18 protein-coding genes and 1 tRNA gene are annotated in these 15745 nt (G+C 42.8%); 5 read left to right on the forward strand and 14 right to left on the reverse strand.

Annotated elements, in window-relative coordinates; translation table 11 throughout:
- Position 1 precedes the first annotated feature (1 nt).
- Positions 2–1309: an acetyl-CoA C-acyltransferase gene (locus tag HPC40_RS04390; RefSeq protein WP_208118268.1), complete on the reverse strand. Its 1308-nt coding sequence runs from the start codon at positions 1307–1309 to the stop codon at positions 2–4.
- Between the two features lie 145 nt (positions 1310–1454).
- On the opposite strand from HPC40_RS04390, the gene smpB reads away from it, so the two are divergent.
- A complete protein-coding gene (smpB, locus tag HPC40_RS04395; protein ID WP_208118269.1) occupies positions 1455–1934 on the forward strand; it encodes an SsrA-binding protein SmpB in 480 nt (159 codons plus the stop codon).
- Positions 1935–1961: 27 nt separating this feature from the next.
- On the opposite strand, the gene truB is transcribed toward smpB, so the two are convergent.
- From truB to HPC40_RS09400, 9 genes are all read right to left on the reverse strand, one after another.
- Positions 1962–2876: a tRNA pseudouridine(55) synthase TruB gene (gene truB / locus HPC40_RS04400; RefSeq protein WP_208118270.1), complete on the reverse strand. Its 915-nt coding sequence runs from the start codon at positions 2874–2876 to the stop codon at positions 1962–1964.
- A 1-nt stretch (position 2877) separates the two neighbouring features.
- Positions 2878–3264, reverse strand: coding sequence for a 30S ribosome-binding factor RbfA (rbfA, locus tag HPC40_RS04405; protein WP_208118271.1), 387 nt, complete (start codon positions 3262–3264; stop codon positions 2878–2880).
- 57 nt (positions 3265–3321) lie between these two features.
- Entirely contained in the window at positions 3322–5970 is a 2649-nt protein-coding gene (infB, locus tag HPC40_RS04410) for a translation initiation factor IF-2 (RefSeq protein WP_208118272.1), read from the reverse strand.
- A gap of 11 nt (positions 5971–5981) precedes the next feature.
- Positions 5982–7475: a transcription termination factor NusA gene (gene nusA, locus HPC40_RS04415; protein WP_208118273.1), complete on the reverse strand. Its 1494-nt coding sequence runs from the start codon at positions 7473–7475 to the stop codon at positions 5982–5984.
- A gap of 32 nt (positions 7476–7507) precedes the next feature.
- Positions 7508–7969 carry a ribosome maturation factor RimP gene (rimP, locus tag HPC40_RS04420; protein ID WP_208118274.1) on the reverse strand — a complete coding sequence of 154 codons (462 nt, stop codon included), beginning with the start codon at positions 7967–7969 and terminating at the stop codon, positions 7508–7510.
- Between the two features lie 173 nt (positions 7970–8142).
- Positions 8143–8219, reverse strand: a tRNA-Met gene (locus HPC40_RS04425).
- A gap of 56 nt (positions 8220–8275) precedes the next feature.
- Positions 8276–8413, reverse strand: coding sequence for a hypothetical protein (locus tag HPC40_RS04430; protein ID WP_208118275.1), 138 nt, complete (start codon positions 8411–8413; stop codon positions 8276–8278).
- Complete coding sequence (locus HPC40_RS04435; protein ID WP_208118276.1) at positions 8410–9132, reverse strand: BUD32 family EKC/KEOPS complex subunit; 723 nt, start codon at positions 9130–9132, stop codon at positions 8410–8412. Before HPC40_RS04435 ends, HPC40_RS04430 begins: the two co-directional genes overlap by 4 nt.
- Before the next feature lie 50 nt (positions 9133–9182).
- Complete coding sequence (locus tag HPC40_RS09400; protein ID WP_235972296.1) at positions 9183–9887, reverse strand: hypothetical protein; 705 nt, start codon at positions 9885–9887, stop codon at positions 9183–9185.
- 88 nt (positions 9888–9975) lie between these two features.
- On the opposite strand from HPC40_RS09400, the gene HPC40_RS04445 reads away from it, so the two are divergent.
- Positions 9976–10539 carry a DUF1439 domain-containing protein gene (locus HPC40_RS04445; RefSeq protein WP_208118277.1) on the forward strand — a complete coding sequence of 188 codons (564 nt, stop codon included), beginning with the start codon at positions 9976–9978 and terminating at the stop codon, positions 10537–10539.
- Here the strand turns inward: HPC40_RS04445 and nagK are convergent.
- A complete protein-coding gene (nagK, locus tag HPC40_RS04450) occupies positions 10536–11450 on the reverse strand; it encodes an N-acetylglucosamine kinase (protein ID WP_208118313.1) in 915 nt (304 codons plus the stop codon). The genes HPC40_RS04445 and nagK overlap by 4 nt on opposite strands.
- A 166-nt stretch (positions 11451–11616) precedes the next feature.
- On the opposite strand from nagK, the gene ribA reads away from it, so the two are divergent.
- Positions 11617–12237 carry a GTP cyclohydrolase II gene (gene ribA / locus HPC40_RS04455; RefSeq protein ID WP_208118278.1) on the forward strand — a complete coding sequence of 207 codons (621 nt, stop codon included), beginning with the start codon at positions 11617–11619 and terminating at the stop codon, positions 12235–12237.
- Here the strand turns inward: ribA and HPC40_RS04460 are convergent.
- The 3 genes from HPC40_RS04460 to HPC40_RS04470 are packed head-to-tail and all read right to left on the reverse strand — an operon-like array spanning position 12234 to position 14934.
- Positions 12234–13796: a peptide ABC transporter substrate-binding protein gene (locus tag HPC40_RS04460; protein WP_208118279.1), complete on the reverse strand. Its 1563-nt coding sequence runs from the start codon at positions 13794–13796 to the stop codon at positions 12234–12236. The genes ribA and HPC40_RS04460 overlap by 4 nt on opposite strands.
- Positions 13796–14440, reverse strand: a complete 645-nt coding sequence (locus tag HPC40_RS04465) for a YchE family NAAT transporter (protein ID WP_208118280.1) — start codon at positions 14438–14440, stop codon at positions 13796–13798. Before HPC40_RS04465 ends, HPC40_RS04460 begins: the two co-directional genes overlap by 1 nt.
- 17 nt (positions 14441–14457) lie before the next feature.
- On the reverse strand, positions 14458–14934 hold the full coding sequence (locus tag HPC40_RS04470; RefSeq protein WP_208118281.1) for a hypothetical protein: 477 nt from the start codon (positions 14932–14934) through the stop codon (positions 14458–14460).
- 385 nt (positions 14935–15319) lie between these two features.
- On the opposite strand from HPC40_RS04470, the gene HPC40_RS04475 reads away from it, so the two are divergent.
- Positions 15320–15583, forward strand: a complete 264-nt coding sequence (locus tag HPC40_RS04475; RefSeq protein ID WP_208118282.1) for a type B 50S ribosomal protein L31 — start codon at positions 15320–15322, stop codon at positions 15581–15583.
- An 11-nt stretch (positions 15584–15594) separates the two neighbouring features.
- Positions 15595–15735, forward strand: coding sequence for a type B 50S ribosomal protein L36 (gene ykgO / locus HPC40_RS04480; RefSeq protein WP_208118283.1), 141 nt, complete (start codon positions 15595–15597; stop codon positions 15733–15735).
- Positions 15736–15745: the final 10 nt, after the last annotated feature.

Below are 15745 nucleotides of genomic sequence, written 5' to 3' on the forward strand. Positions count from 1 at the left end.
CTTACTCTCTCTCCAACACCATTGCTGCGCCTAAGCCACCCAATCCACTTGAAGCGACAAGTGCGGTTTCAAGATCATGGCGTTGCATATGATACAGTGCTTGAATGAGGGTTCTCATGCTGGTAATTGCACGTGGTGACCCAAAGGCTAACGAGCCTCCCAGCGGGTTAAGTTTAGTCGTATCAACTGCACCAAGAGGCTCATCACGCTGAAGGTGTTTTTGTGCAAATTGAGGGGATTCAAATAAGTGGAGATTTGCCAGCACTTGTGCCGCCGATGACTCGTGCATTTCAATTAAATCAATATCTGCCAGTGTCATGTTCGCCCACTCTAGTGCTTTCGCACTTGCGTAGGTCGCCCCTAGTAACATATTCTGCCATACATCATTGCCGGTTATCGCAAAGCTACGAATATACCCCAACGGCACTAACGCATATTGCTCCACCATTTCTTCACGCATCAGTAATACTGCCGCAGCCCCATCAGCTGGCTCAGACACACTCCATGGCGTAACACGATGATGATCACTGCCATGAATAGGCTTAAATGTGCTGTAATACTCAGGGCTAATATGTTCGCTGATCATATTATCACGCCGCACATAATGGGTATATGGTGTTGGATAAGCTAACATAACCTCGTCATCAAACCATCCTTGTTGCCATGCCAACTCTGCTTTTTGATGCGATTGTGCCGTATAAGCATCTAATGTTTCACGCGAAAGTGCAAAATTCTGTGCCATTTGCTCAGAAATATCGCCGAGGGAAAAATGCGTAAGCGGATCGCGCAAATTAATCTGTTGCAGCTTAAAATCATGCCACGATAAGCGTTTTAAGACTTGCCATTTCTGCGAAAAGCTAGGCGCTCTAAGCGTATCACCCAACAGTCTGGTCACGCTGGGTTTTAAGCTAATCGCAGCATTGGAAATGGAATCAGCCCCGCCTGCAATGCCACAAGAAATGGAGCCACTAATGATCCCGTTACATACATTCGCAACAGCTTGTAATCCTGTCGTACACGAGCTGGTTAAGGTATAAGCCTCAACTTGTGGCATACTCAAGGTGATCGCAATTTCACGCGCAAGGTTTGGTACATCAGGCTGCTGAATGACTTGCCCAAAAATAAATTTATCAATTTTTTCACGCTCAATCGGTAATCGATTTAATAATTCATTGGTCACCATAACCCCCAAATCAAGGGCAAAACAGTGTTTAAAACCTGTATTACGGCGCAAAAACGGCGTTCGCAAGCCACTTACCACTGCGATACGCTCGCCTCTTACATTGACCAATCGTTGCGAAATGGACATATCAATCCTTAATCTTTTACTGCAATGCTTATAAAGTGTAAGCATAACAAAACATTGTATATAATGGCTAACAATTTTGATGCGTGGCTTTTATAAGCACGCTGAACTTGTTACAATCAGACTTTATCGAAAATTCAAACATATTATGGTTAAAAAGAAAATACATCCAACATCCAACACGATTGCCTTAAATAAACGTGCTCGCCATGATTATTTTATCGAAGATGAAATCGAGGCGGGTCTGTCTTTACAAGGCTGGGAAGTAAAATCCCTGCGTGCGGGTAAAGCCAATATTGCCGATAGCTATGTCATTTTTAAAGACGGAGAGGCCTATCTCTTTGGTGCTCAAATCACGCCATTGAATGTCGCATCAAGCCATATTGTGGCAGATCCTACCCGTACGCGTAAGTTATTACTCAATAAACGCCAGCTTGATAGCCTGTATGGCAAAACCAGTCGTGATGGTTTCACTGTCGTCGCATTATCATTGTATTGGAAAGCTGCGTGGGCAAAAGTGAAAATTGGGCTCGCCAAAGGTAAAAAACAGCACGATAAGCGTGATAGCATCAAAGATCGTGAATGGGCGCGAGACAAAGATCGGATTATGAAACACAGCACACGTTAAAACATAAAAGTGCGGTCAACCGCACTTTTATTTTATTGTCACCAAGCGTTGAGGGTGTAGCACTTGGTGTGCGTCAAATCGCCCCACACCTAAAAACTGCTGTTGTGGAGAAAACAGGCGGACTTGTTGTTCGTCCATATCAAGTGCTAATTTTAAACGCTGCCCTTGGCATATTCTTTGTGTGTGGATGTCATCCAAAACTAATGCCGGCAACGTGCTAACTGCACTATCAGTGGATAATAAAAGATCATCAAGTGCATTCACATCCTGCTCAGCATAGTGTTGTAGCTGTGTAAGTGTAAACATTTTATCTTGAGGATAATTCGCCACACTAGTACGCCGTAGCATCGTCACATGCGCACCACAACCTAGCATTTCGCCGAGATCATCCACTAATGTACGAATATATGTGCCTTTTGAGCAGTGTACGTTAAGCGTTAAAAATGGTGCACAGCATGAAATCAGTTCGAGAGAAAACACCGTAATTGGGCGTGCTTCCCGTTCAATTGTGATACCAGCACGTGCGTATTCATATAGCGGTTTACCGTTGTGCTTCAAGGCTGAAAACATGGTCGGCACTTGCAGAATATCGCCACAAAATTGCGGTAATGCTTGCTCAATCTCACGTAAACCGCACTTCACCTCCCGCTGGCTTATAATCTGCCCATCAGCATCCGATGTATCTGTACGTTCCCCCAATTTAGCCGTTACAAGATAGGTTTTATCTGCATCCAGTAAAAACTGGCTAAATTTAGTTGCCTCTCCTAAACAGATCGGCAACATGCCTGTGGCAAGCGGATCAAGCGCCCCTGTATGCCCTGCTTTATTTGCTTGAAATAGGCGTTTAACTTTTTGCAAAACATCATTAGAGCTCATGCCTTGGGGCTTATCCAGCAGCACTACGCCATCAATATCACGCCCTCGCTTTTTTGGTCTTGCCACGTTATTCGTCGTCTTTTTTGTGTTTCGCGTTATCGTCGTTGACAACTTGCGTCACTAAGTTTGACATACGCATGCCCTCAACCAATGAGTTGTCATATTCAAAGCGCAACTCAGGCACAACACGCAAACGCATCGCTTTGCCGAGCAAAGTGCGGATATAACCTGAGGCTTCATGCAGCCCTTGCATACCTTTTTGCACCGCACTTTCATCTTGGTCAAACAAAAACGTGACAAAAATTTTCGCATGCTCCAAGTCACGAGATAATTCCACATCAGAAACCGTGACCATGCCAATACGAGGATCTTTTACTTCACGCTGTAAAATGACGGCAATTTCTTTTTTGATTTCTTGAGCGACCCGCTGAGCGCGGGAAAATTCTCTTGCCATATAAACTCCTATACAACCGCACTTTCTCCATCGTAAGATAAAGTGCGGTCTCTTTCATTAAATGCTACGTTTTACTTCAACGGTTTCAAAGACTTCAATTTGATCGCCTACACGAACATCGTTGTAGTTTTTCACACCAATACCGCATTCCATACCATTGCGAACTTCGTTAACATCGTCTTTAAAGCGACGCAATGATTCCAGTTCGCCTTCGTAAATCACAACATTATCACGCAACACGCGAATTGGGTTATTACGTTTTACCACACCCTCAGTGACCATACAGCCTGCAATTGCACCAATTTTCGGCGATTTAAACACATCACGCACTTCTGCAAGCCCGATGATTTCTTGCTTAAATTCAGGCGATAATAAGCCACTCATTGCCGCTTTCACTTCATTGATCAAATCATAGATAACAGAATAGTAACGCAGATCAATATTTTCCGCTTCAACTACGCGACGTGCAGACGCATCCGCACGCACATTAAAGCCAACTAAAATGGCATTAGACGCAGCGGCTAATGTGGCATCAGTTTCAGAGATTCCGCCCACACCCGAGCCGACGATTTTCACTTTCACTTCAGCCGTTGATAGTTCAATCAAGGCTTGGCAAATAGCTTCAACAGAACCTTGAACATCGGCTTTGACGACAATATTCACTTCTGCCACATCACCTTCGGTCATGTTGGTGAACATATTTTCTAATTTCGCTTTTTGTTGACGTGCCAATTTCACTTCACGGAATTTACCTTGACGGTGTAATGCCACTTCACGTGCTTTTTTCTCATCACGTACCACTGTGGCTTCATCACCTGCAGCGGGTACGCCCGATAAGCCTAAAATTTCAACTGGGATGGATGGTCCTGCAGAATCAATTTCTTTACCATTTTCATCACGCATTGCGCGTACACGACCGTATTCTAATCCACACAGTACAATGTCGCCCTTATGTAAAGTACCCGATTGAATTAAGACCGTAGCAACTGGACCACGTCCTTTATCAAGGTAAGATTCAATCACAACCCCGCTTGCCATGCCATCTTTCACAGCGGTTAATTCAAGCACTTCAGATTGTAATAAAATCGCATCCAGCAATTCATCAACGCCAGTACCTTTCTTAGCTGAAACATGAACAAATTGCGTATCACCACCCCAATCTTCAGAAATTACATCATATTGTGATAACTCATTTTTAACCCGATCAGGATCCGCTTCAGGCTTATCAATTTTATTGACAGCAACCACCAAGGGTACATTTGCTGCTTTGGCGTGTTGAATGGCCTCAATGGTTTGTGGCATAACGCCATCGTCTGCAGCCACAACGAGCACAACAATATCTGTTGCTTTTGCACCACGTGCGCGCATCGATGTAAAGGCGGCGTGCCCTGGTGTATCAAGGAACGTAATCATACCGTTTTCGGTTTGTACATGATATGCACCGATATGCTGAGTAATCCCGCCAGCTTCGCCTGAGGCAACTCGCGATTTACGGATATAATCTAGCAATGAGGTTTTACCATGGTCAACATGTCCCATGATCGTAACAACTGGCGCACGAGTAACGGCTTGTGCATTGCTATCACGATCACTTAATAATGCCTCTTCAAGCTCATTTTCACGGCGTAGCACCACTTTGTGCCCCATTTCTTCAGCGACAAGTTGTGCTGTTTCTTGATCGATTACCTGATTAATGGTTGCCATCGCCCCCATACCCATCATGGTTTTAATCACTTCCGTTGCTTTTACTGCCATTTTGTTAGCCAGCTCTGCAACGGTAATGGTTTCACCGATAACCACTTCACGGTTAACAGGTGCGGCAGGCTTCGTAAAACTTTGCTGAATGGAGCTACCGCGTTTACCATTTTTACCGCCTTTGGTATTTTTTTGGTTACGGCGATTAGCTTCACGCTCTGATTTTGAGTTATTGTCATCATCACGTTTTTTCGCTTTATTCACTTTTTTGTTGCGACCGCGACCTTCTTTACGACGTGCTTCTTCATTTTCCGCTTCTTGTGCGTAACGAGAAGTCAGTTTTGCATCAGTAAAGTCTTCTGATTTAGGCTTATCGTCAGACTCTTCACTGTCTTTTGCCTGTTCAGCCATACGACGAGCCTCTTCAGCAGCTTGACGTGCTAAGGCTTCAGCTTTTTCTTGTGCTAACTGCTCGGCTTTACGGCGTAATTCAGCCTCTTCTGCTCGCAGTTTTTCTTTTTCACTATCGACTTTTTTCGTTTTGACCGCACTTTCCTTTTTCTCGGCTTGTTTTTGTGCTTCTCGTTTCGCTTTTTCTTCTGCCTCACGTTTGGCTTTCTCAGCAGCTTCTCGCTCAGCTTGTTCTTTTGCTTCACGTTCTGCTTGAGCTTGCGCTTCTAAACGAGCTTGCTCTTCTGCTTTCTTACGCTCAATATCCTCTTTCGACACAGGCGTAATGGTCCGCTTTTTACGCACTTCAACCTTGACTTCTTTACTTTTACCGCCTGTTCCTGTGATTTTTAGCGTGCTGCGTTCTTTACGTTGCAACGTAAGTTTTTTCGGTTTCACTTCAGCACTTGTACCACCGAGTGATTTCAATAACTTACGCTCATCCGTTGCATTAATTGAATCATCAGCCCCTTTTTCAATCCCCGCTTCTTTCAGCTGGGTTAATAATTTATCTAGTGGGGTATTTATTTCCATGGCTAGATCTTTTACTGTTTTACTCATCTATTTTCCCCCTATTTTGATTCAGCATCGCTAAACCAGCAAATCTCACGTGCTGCCATAATTAGCTGTCCTGCTTTTTCTGCACTTAGCTCTTCGATATCCGCTAAATCATCCACACTCTGCTCAGCAAGCTCTTCAAGAGCTGTCACGCCTTTTTCGGCTAATTTAAAGGCGATATGACGATCCATTCCAGCTAAATTCAGTAGTTCTTCTTGGATATTGGCTTGTGATAAACGCTCTTCTTCTGCTAATGCAATTGTTGTAATCGCACTTTTCGCACGAGCACGTAGCTCATCAACTAAATCTTCATCGAAACCATCAATTTCTAGCATATCTTCTGTTGGCACATATGCGATTTGCTCAAGTGAGCTAAACCCTTCATCCACAAGAATTTCTGCAATATCTTCATCAACATCCAAATGTTCAATGAACAAATTCAATGCACGATCTGTCTCTTTCTGGTGTTTTTCATTTAATTCTTCGGTGGTCATCACATTTAATGTCCAGCCCGTTAACTGTGTTGCCAAGCGAACATTTTGCCCATTGCGACCAATAGCCTGTGCAAGGTTTGCCGCATCAACCGCAATATCCATTGCATGCTTGTCTTCATCAACGACAATTGAGCTTACATCCGCTGGTGCCATCGCATTGATAACAAACTGAGCTGGATTATCGTCCCATAACACGATGTCCACACGCTCGCCACCTAATTCATTGGTAATCGCTTGCACACGTGCTCCACGCATGCCTACACACGCTCCAACAGGATCGATTCGGCGGTCATTACTTTTCACTGCGATTTTTGCGCGAGATCCTGGATCACGTGCAGCACCTCGAATTTCAATCAATTCTTCACCGATTTCAGGTACTTCAAGGCGGAACAATTCAATGATCATTTCAGGTTTAGAGCGGGTAACAAACAATTGTGCACCTTTGGCTTCAGGATTAATTTTGTACAGCACACCTTTTACACGATCACCTGGACGGAAATTTTCTCGTGGCAACATATCATCACGCTGAATTACGGCTTCAGCTTGGTTGCCAAGATCAAGTTGAATCACATCACGATTTACTTTTTTTACGATCCCCGAGACAATTTCACCTTCTTGACTACGGAAATTTTCCACGACTTTATTGCGTTCCGCTTCGCGAATTTTGCTGCTAATGACTTGTCGTGCCGTTTGCATAGTAATGCGATCAAATGGGATTGAATCGATCTCATCTTCAATAAATTCCCCTAACTGAATGTTCGGTTCTTCCACTTGTGCCGCTTCTAACGTGATTTCTTTGGTTGGAATAGTAACCTCTTCCACCACTAACCAACGACGAAATGTTTGGAAATCCCCTGTTTTACGATCGATTACCACACGTACATCAATGTCCATTTCATGCTTTTTCTTGGTTGAAATCGCCAATGCATTTTCTAACGCTTCAAAAATTTTCTCTCTTGGAAGTAAACGCTCATTTGATACAGCTTCTGCTGCTAATAAAATTTCTTTACTCATAGTTGCCTCTCTACGCTGCCTCGCAGCGGGTATTAATCATCAAAGTGGTAAACGATATGCCCTTTCTGGATATTGCCAAATGCAAAAGTTTGCACTTCACTATCCGCATTTAGTGTCAGCATATCGCCAGTGACACTTTCAAGTTTGCCACGCCATTTTCTGCGATTTGCAACGGGCACACGCAGATGCACTACGATCTCTTGCCCGATAAAACGGCTATATTGCTCAAGGGTAAATAGGGGTCTATCCAATCCTGGAGATGATACTTCAAGATTGTATTTATCTGCGATTAAGTCTTCCACATCCATAATCGCACTCACTTGACGACTCACATCAGCGCAATCATCTACGCTCACGCCGCCATCTTTATCAATATAAAGACGAACTGTCAAAAACCGCCCTGCTCGATGTAATTCCACACCCCAAAGCTCACAGCCATACGCGCTGACCGCACTTTGCACGGCATCAACAATTTTTTGTTCTAGTGTCGCCAAAAGATCCCCCAGTTAAAAAAGATACAAAAAAAGGGCTAATAGCCCATAAATTTTTAGTTTGAATACTCAAACTCCAACATTATTCCACAAAAAAACCCCTATTGGGGCTTTATGGGCTACACAATCTGCCTTAGGCAGATCGCCATATTCTTACCTGCTACATCACAGTAAATTGGTTGCGGGGGCTGGATTTGAACCAACGACCTTCGGGTTATGAGCCCGACGAGCTACCAAGCTGCTCCACCCCGCGTCCGAAACAGCGCATATTATACTAACTTTTATCGTCAATAGCAAGATTTGAGTTAATTAAAAACTAAATCCTGTGAATATCCCAAGTGATCCGCCAACACCTAAGCTGCCTCCGCCTGCATTTGCGCTCACGCCAGTATTACTACACGCACTGAGTAAAACGCATAAGCCTAAAATGAACCATGCTTTTTTCATTTATCATCTCCTGCTAGAAAATAGTCAAATAGTTGCAGCCCCGAGAGCAAATCTTTTCCCGCAAAACGCCGAGTCGGTTTTAAAAGATAATACAACCAACGCCAACGCTGTAAAAGTGCGGTTGAATCCTGAAAAATCAGCTCTCCTCCCGCTTGTCGATATGCTGATATAGCGTGAGTCACCATTTTTTCGCTGGCTTTTTCGCTACGATAAATATCATGTAGAAAAACAAGAAAATCGCGTATTTTGTTATGCGTGAGTTTACGTTGATTAAGGGTCGATTCAAAATCAATAAACCGCACTTTACCCTCTAGATAGCCCATATCACGCAGTGCGGGGCGACCATGTACGATATTTTTTTGATGCAAATCCGCTAATGCTTTAGCACACTTAGAGACGATTTCATTTTTTTCAGTCTCAGTAAGATTGGTATCATTTAGCCAATGATTGACGGTGTTGCCGACATCGTTAAGCACCATATAATCTTCACCTGCATCGACTAATTGCGCACAAGGCGCATTGACTTGATTTAAACGGCGCAAGGTGGCGATTTCTGTCTCCAACGCACGTTGCGGATTTCCTTTCAACAGGCGCATCACGCCCGCAGTCTGTTCTAGCTGCTTGAGCCAATACTTTTTGCCTTGATAATCAAACGATAGCACACGCTGATTTGGATTATCACGTCTAAGTTGTGTTATATAATTTTGTAGTGTCATCATAAACTAAAAGAGCGGTCGGAACCGCTCTTTTCTTTCTATTAATCTATTACTTATTTTTTATGTAAGCTCAAACTGGCCACACGGTCACCTTGCAATTGGCAGTCCATGACATAGTATTGATTGCCATTCAAACGCATATCTGCACTTAAACGTGTGCTATTACCACGGTTAGCTGAGCTTCGGAACACGCGTTTCGTGCCTGCAACTTGTTGCAACTTCGCAATACATAAGTAGTTAAGTTTAGCATCTGCCCCTGTACGAACACGAGATGGATTACGTTCTGCGGCAGTTAAACCAAACATCGTTGCCCATTTTTTCGCTTTCGCATTCCATGCGTGAGTTTGCTTCGCGGCAGTATCCTCTGCCAATTTGGCAACTTTACCATTACTATTAACCACTTGAACTAATTTTCCTTGTTCATCAAAGCTAAGAACTTGCCCTTTCTCTACGGCTGCAAACAATTTGCCATTTTTATAATAGGCTTTTGTAACATCACCTTTTACTTTTGCCTCAACAAATGCCACTTTACCCGCATTGGTGTATGCACGATATGTATCTTGATTTAACTGATACATAAATTGTGGCTGTTTGCTAAGCTCTTGCTCCATTTGCATTAATTGCGCACCGACTTGACTTTCCATCGCCGCACTTTCTGTGCCAGGTAAGTTGACACCGGTTACATCAGAAATTGTGCTACACGCCCCTAATGCCAAAGCCGATGATAAAAGCGCAATTTTTGTGATATAGTGTTTCATAGTTCCTCACTTCAAGTGAATAATATCGTGAATAATTTTTGTTATTCTAACGTGTTTTTACCATAATTTAAACTAGAAAGGGTATTTTATGCGCCAAATAAAGCGGGGTTTATTTTCTGTTTTCCTATTCTTTTTGCCATTATGTGCTATCGCTGGCGATTTTCGCATTAGTGAGGCGCAAGTTAATCAATATTTAAGCAAAAAATGGGGTTATAGTGATGATTTCTCGATCCCGATGTTGATGAAAATGCATTATCAAGTTGATGCGTTACAAGCCAAAATTGGCGAAAAAAATAGTGATAAAGTGCAGCTTGATGGATCTGTAAGTGCTGATATTCAATTTCAGGGTAACCCAATCAACACGAAAATCGCGATCACTTTTGATGTTACCCCCGTGTATAACCCCGAGCAAGGTGCCGTTTATTTGAAAAATTTACGCATTTTACGCTGGTCATCTCAGCCTGATAAATACGCAGCACAGATGCAAACATTAATGCCCTTGATTGGCAATAGCCTAGAATTGCTACTCAATCAATTTCCTGTTTATACATTAGATACCCGTGATAACACACAACGAATGATTAAAGCAATGGTAAAAACATTGCGTATTGAACAGGGTTACATTGTCTTAGAAACTGGCGTGCCACTTTAGCGCGCCATATGTAAAGCTGCCGCCCCTCGCACACCACCTGAATCACCAAAAATCGCTTTCTTAATAACGGGCACTTTGGCACTGCGAAGGAGATATTTTGGCAACGCATGGGGCAGTACTTGATAGATATGATCAAAATTCGACAAGCCTCCACCCAGCACGATCATATCTGGATCAAGTGCGGTAATAATATTGGCAATACTCATCGCCATTAATTCGATATACATATCAACAAACTCGACTGCACTTTTATTACCTTGCTGAAAGCGTGCGATAATATCAGGCGCGGTTAGCGTTTCCCCTTTGAGATCACGATAAAGCATCTCAAAACCTCGCCCTGAGATATAGGTATCTAAACATGCCTCATTTCCGCAACCGCACTTATAGATCGGAGCATTATCCCAACCAAGCAGTTTAAGCGCATGGTAATTCAGTTGCATATGCCCAAGCTCACCTGCCATACCAATATGCCCTGAGTGCGCTTTGCCATCAAACACTAAACCGCCGCCAAAGCCAGTACCGAGAATCAGCCCCAGCACAAAAGAATACTGTTGATTTTGCTCAGCCCACGCTTCCGATAAGGCAAAGCAGTTAGCATCATTTTCCGCCCGCACTTCACGCGCTAAACGCTCACTTAAATCACGCAAAATAGGACGATTATCTGCCGCACGAATATTGGTAATTTCCGCAATACCTGTTTCACGATTCACAAATCCCGGCAGACCGATACCCACACAGCCTTTACACCCGAATTTCTGATCGGCTTTTTCAACTAATCCTGCAACAGTATCGATCCACTGCTGATAATCCTCTTTCGGGGTATCAACACGCTCTTTATGTAACAATTCAAACGCTTCATTAAATGCAGCTAACTCTATTTTCGTGCCGCCAATATCTAAACCATAATAGATCATAATGACTCCTTAACTTACACTCGTCCTATTTTAACTGAAAATTTATGCTATTGCTCATTAAAGCTGTATTAGATGTGAGCGACCACACAAAAAATTCCACTTATTCGGGGATAATTTTATGCTATGATAATGCCGATTTTTAGATGCGCGAAAGGATCTCTATATGGCAAAAATTGCACGAGTCGCACAAGCCAATTTACCTACTCGTTATGGCGTATTTCAACTGATTGGCTTTGAAATGCCTGATACTAAAAAAGAGCATGTGGCACTGGTGATGGGCACAATAGATGACGGTGAGCCCGTATTAACACGAATTCATTCGGAATGCTTAACAGGCGATGCGTTGCATAGTCTAAAATGTGATTGTGGCTTTCAACTGGAAACGGCATTAAAGCAAATTAGTGAACAAGGGCGTGGCGTACTGATTTACCATCGAGAAGAAGGGCGAGGAATCGGGCTTATTAATAAAATTCGTGCCTATGCCCTTCAAGATCAAGGGTTGGATACTATCGAGGCCAATGAAGCACTTGGCTTTAAGGCCGATGAGCGCGATTTTACGGTCTGTGCTGATATGCTCAGTGCGCTAGGTGTGACCAAAGTGCGGTTACTCACCAATAATCCGAATAAGATAGACACCCTCAAACACGCTGGCATTAATATTGTAGAGCGGGTTGCATTAAATGTAGGAGAAAATCCCTATAACAATGACTACTTGCAAGTGAAAGCCGATAAAATGGGGCATTTCACTGGCACGCACAAATGCAAGTGCGGTTGCCACGATTAAGGCGTGACCTTGCGATAAAGCCCTTCGCTTGGCAAATAGCCTAAACGGTTGTTTGCCTCAACACCTTGTACACTATCACTGATTAACAAATAACGATAGGCTTGAAAGAGCGGTAGCACCACTTGTTTTTCATCAACCCAACCCGCTAATTTATCATATAAAGCTCGACGCGCATCATCACTGATATCTTGCTGATAAACGGCTTTAAGCAACTCATCAATATCAGGCTCATTGATACCCATTTTATTATTCGGGCTATGGCTATAAAGCGGGTCAAAAAACGCGGCAGGATCGTGAAAATCAGCACACCAGCCCGAGCGAATCAAATCAAAATCACCGCTATTGCGTCGCTGAAGTAGTTCTGAAGTGCTGACAGCTTCAGGCTGAATATGAATTAAATCCGATTGTGAAAACATCCGCACTAGCTGCTGCGCCACAGCAGGATGAATACCCGCATCATCATACGTCAAACGCAATTTTAGAGGCTTTTCTCGACTTACCCCTGCTTGTGTAAATTGTTGTTCTGGCACCACTGCAACCCAGCCTTGTGATTGGGTTTCTGTTTGCAAATTATGTGGTAAATATTGTGCATTCACTCGCACATTCATAACATTTGGGGGGATTAGATCATGACGTGCAATCATGGCATTCAATGCTTGACGAACCGCACTTTGCTTTAATTGCGGATGACGAAAATTCATTTCATAGTAGTAGGTACATAACTGCGGCAAAGGTAATATATGTTTTTGTGTTTGATCATCACTGCGTGGGGCTTTAACTGGCGCAATATCAAGCGGCATATTGCCACCAGCATGATAACGCACTTGCTCAAATGCCACATTGGCTTGGTTAAAATAGGTTTGATTTTTTTCCAACACCGCCGTTTCGTGATTATGTGATGTCAAGCGATACGCACCATTGCTAACCAATACCGCACTTTCCTGCTGATAGACTGGCAATAACACCGCATGCGCAAGCAATTTTGGTAAAAAAGGAACTGGCTCACTCAATGTTAATTGCAAGGTATGCTCATCAAGTGCCTTAACACCAAGGCTTTCCACCCCGACAGTTTTCGCTAAGACCGCCTCTGTATTGGCTAAATGCAAATAACGCAAATATTCACGCAATGGACTTTCACTTAACGCAAGTTGCCACCAGCTTTGCACAAAATCCTGCGCAACGAGCGGTTCATCATTCGACCATTTTGCATCGTCTCTTAAATAAAATTGCCATTCGGTCGGGGAGCGTTGCTCCCAATGGCTAGCGACCGCACTTTCAATATTGCCATCACTCGTTAAACGAACTAAACCTGCATAAAGATCATAGATCAATGCCCGCTGCCCTGGTGCTTGAATTTCAGTTGGCAAAAACACAAACGGGCTATCCATGCCACGCTCTAAGCGTTTGCGGCTTATTTCATCCCCTTTGGGTGCTTTCACCACCTGCGCATCGCCTTTAGGCAATGATGGACTTGGCTTATTCGGGTTATCGCACCCACTTATTAAGCATAACGCAAATGATGCGAATATGAGGCGGTAAAAAAGCAAAGTGCGGTTCATTAATGCATCAAGCCTGGGAAAAGATTACCAATACCCACAACGGCGACTTCAATGCCTAGAGACATTAGCACAACCCCCATAATACGAGTAACCACATTGCTGCCTGTTTTGCCTAGCAAGCTAACGATATAAGGTGCTGAGCGAAATAAGACATAACATAACAGTGCAAATAACAGCACCGCAATAGAAAATGCCCCCAGATCGATCCAAGAATTGTAGCGTGATGACCATACTATGGTGGTGCTAATACTCCCCGGCCCTGCCATAATTGGCATTGCCAATGGCACAACGGCGATATTACTATACTCGTTCAGATCGGTGGTTTTTTCTTCTTTATTTTGCTTCTGATCGCCCAGCTTACCGTTAATCATCGTCATAGCAATGCTCACGATCAAAATGCCACCTGCAATACGAAAGGCGTCAATTGAAATGCTAAATAAATTTAAAATCAGCTGCCCGATATAGACACTAATGAGCAAAATTACCGCAACTGCAACACAGGTCATCCACGTTGTTTTCTTGCGTTCAGCTTCATACTGATTGGCTGTCATACTGACAAAAACAGGCAAGATCCCAAATGGATTGACAATGGCAACTAAGCCAATAAAAAATTGAACATAGACAGAAAAATTTGGTAAATCCACAGTACAACCTTTGCAATTTAAAGAAGTCGATTTGACTGCACACTATACCCTATTACCGTGCGATTATCATCTAAAGTTACAGGATTAGCAGAACAAATGGCATTAATTAACCAATATTGACCACTGCCCACTTTAGGCGTAACCCACAGTGAAGGTTTTGGAACATAAGAGAACATTCGCTCGGAAAGATTAGGATAGGTAACCACTTCTACCGTTCGCATTGCTAATCTACGGCAATTAAAAACGGAGGTTTGAGAATATAAATTTGCTTTATCACTCGTACCTAATGTAGCGATACGAAAATCTCGATTTTTCCCCGTTCCTACCCGCACTTTACTTAAGCGCACGCTATAATCACCAACATAAAGATAAGCATCTAAACCTACAATAGTAGGCACTTTTAATGTTAAAGTAGGTAATTGATCAACGCGAATACTATTGTGTGAAATGGTTTCAAGCCAGGTATACATCATATCCATATAACTACCATTCATTGGCGTCTCAGACAACGGATCTGATTTCTCTTGGGCATATACCTGAACTGATATACATTGACATAGAAAACCAAGTAATACTGTCATCACGAATATTAGCTTTGTATGTAAATGCATTATCACTCCCTAGTGATACTAAATAACATCGTTAATCGTTAATCGTTAATCGTTAACATTGAGCTTGAATTAAGAAACCCGACGATACAACAAAATCAGATGATTTTTCACATTATATTTTGTTTTCAATTTAAACAAAAGCAAATAAAAAAAGATTGCATTAATTGACCAAATGCAAAATAAATATACAATTTATTATTTGATAATGATTATCATTATTGATAGTATGATTCTTTTATTTCAACCTCTATCTTACAAAGGAATGGTTATGCAAAAAGGAATCCACCCTGACAACTACCGCACTGTACTATTTTACGACTCTAATGCCAAAACAGGCTTTTTAATCCGCTCTTGTGCACGTACCACAAACACAATGCAATGGGAAGATGGCAATGAATACCCTGTTTTTATATGCGATACATCATCAGCCTCCCATCCATTTTACACGGGTAAAACACGCCAAATTGCCACGGAAGGACGCGTCAGTGAATTCACCAATCGCTTCGCAAAATTTGGGTTAAAAAGTAAATAACAGGAGGCAGTATGCAAGTTCTTACCTCACTAAAAAGTGCCAAAACACGCCACTCTAGGTGCAAAATTGTGCGTCGCCACGGCGTTGTTTATGTCATTTGCAAAGAAAATCCCCGTTTTAAAGCTCGCCAAGGCGGCAAAAAACGGAAATAACATCCAAAGT

This window comes from Spirabiliibacterium falconis, assembly GCF_014885015.1.
GTDB classification, from domain to species: domain Bacteria; phylum Pseudomonadota; class Gammaproteobacteria; order Enterobacterales; family Pasteurellaceae; genus Spirabiliibacterium; species Spirabiliibacterium falconis.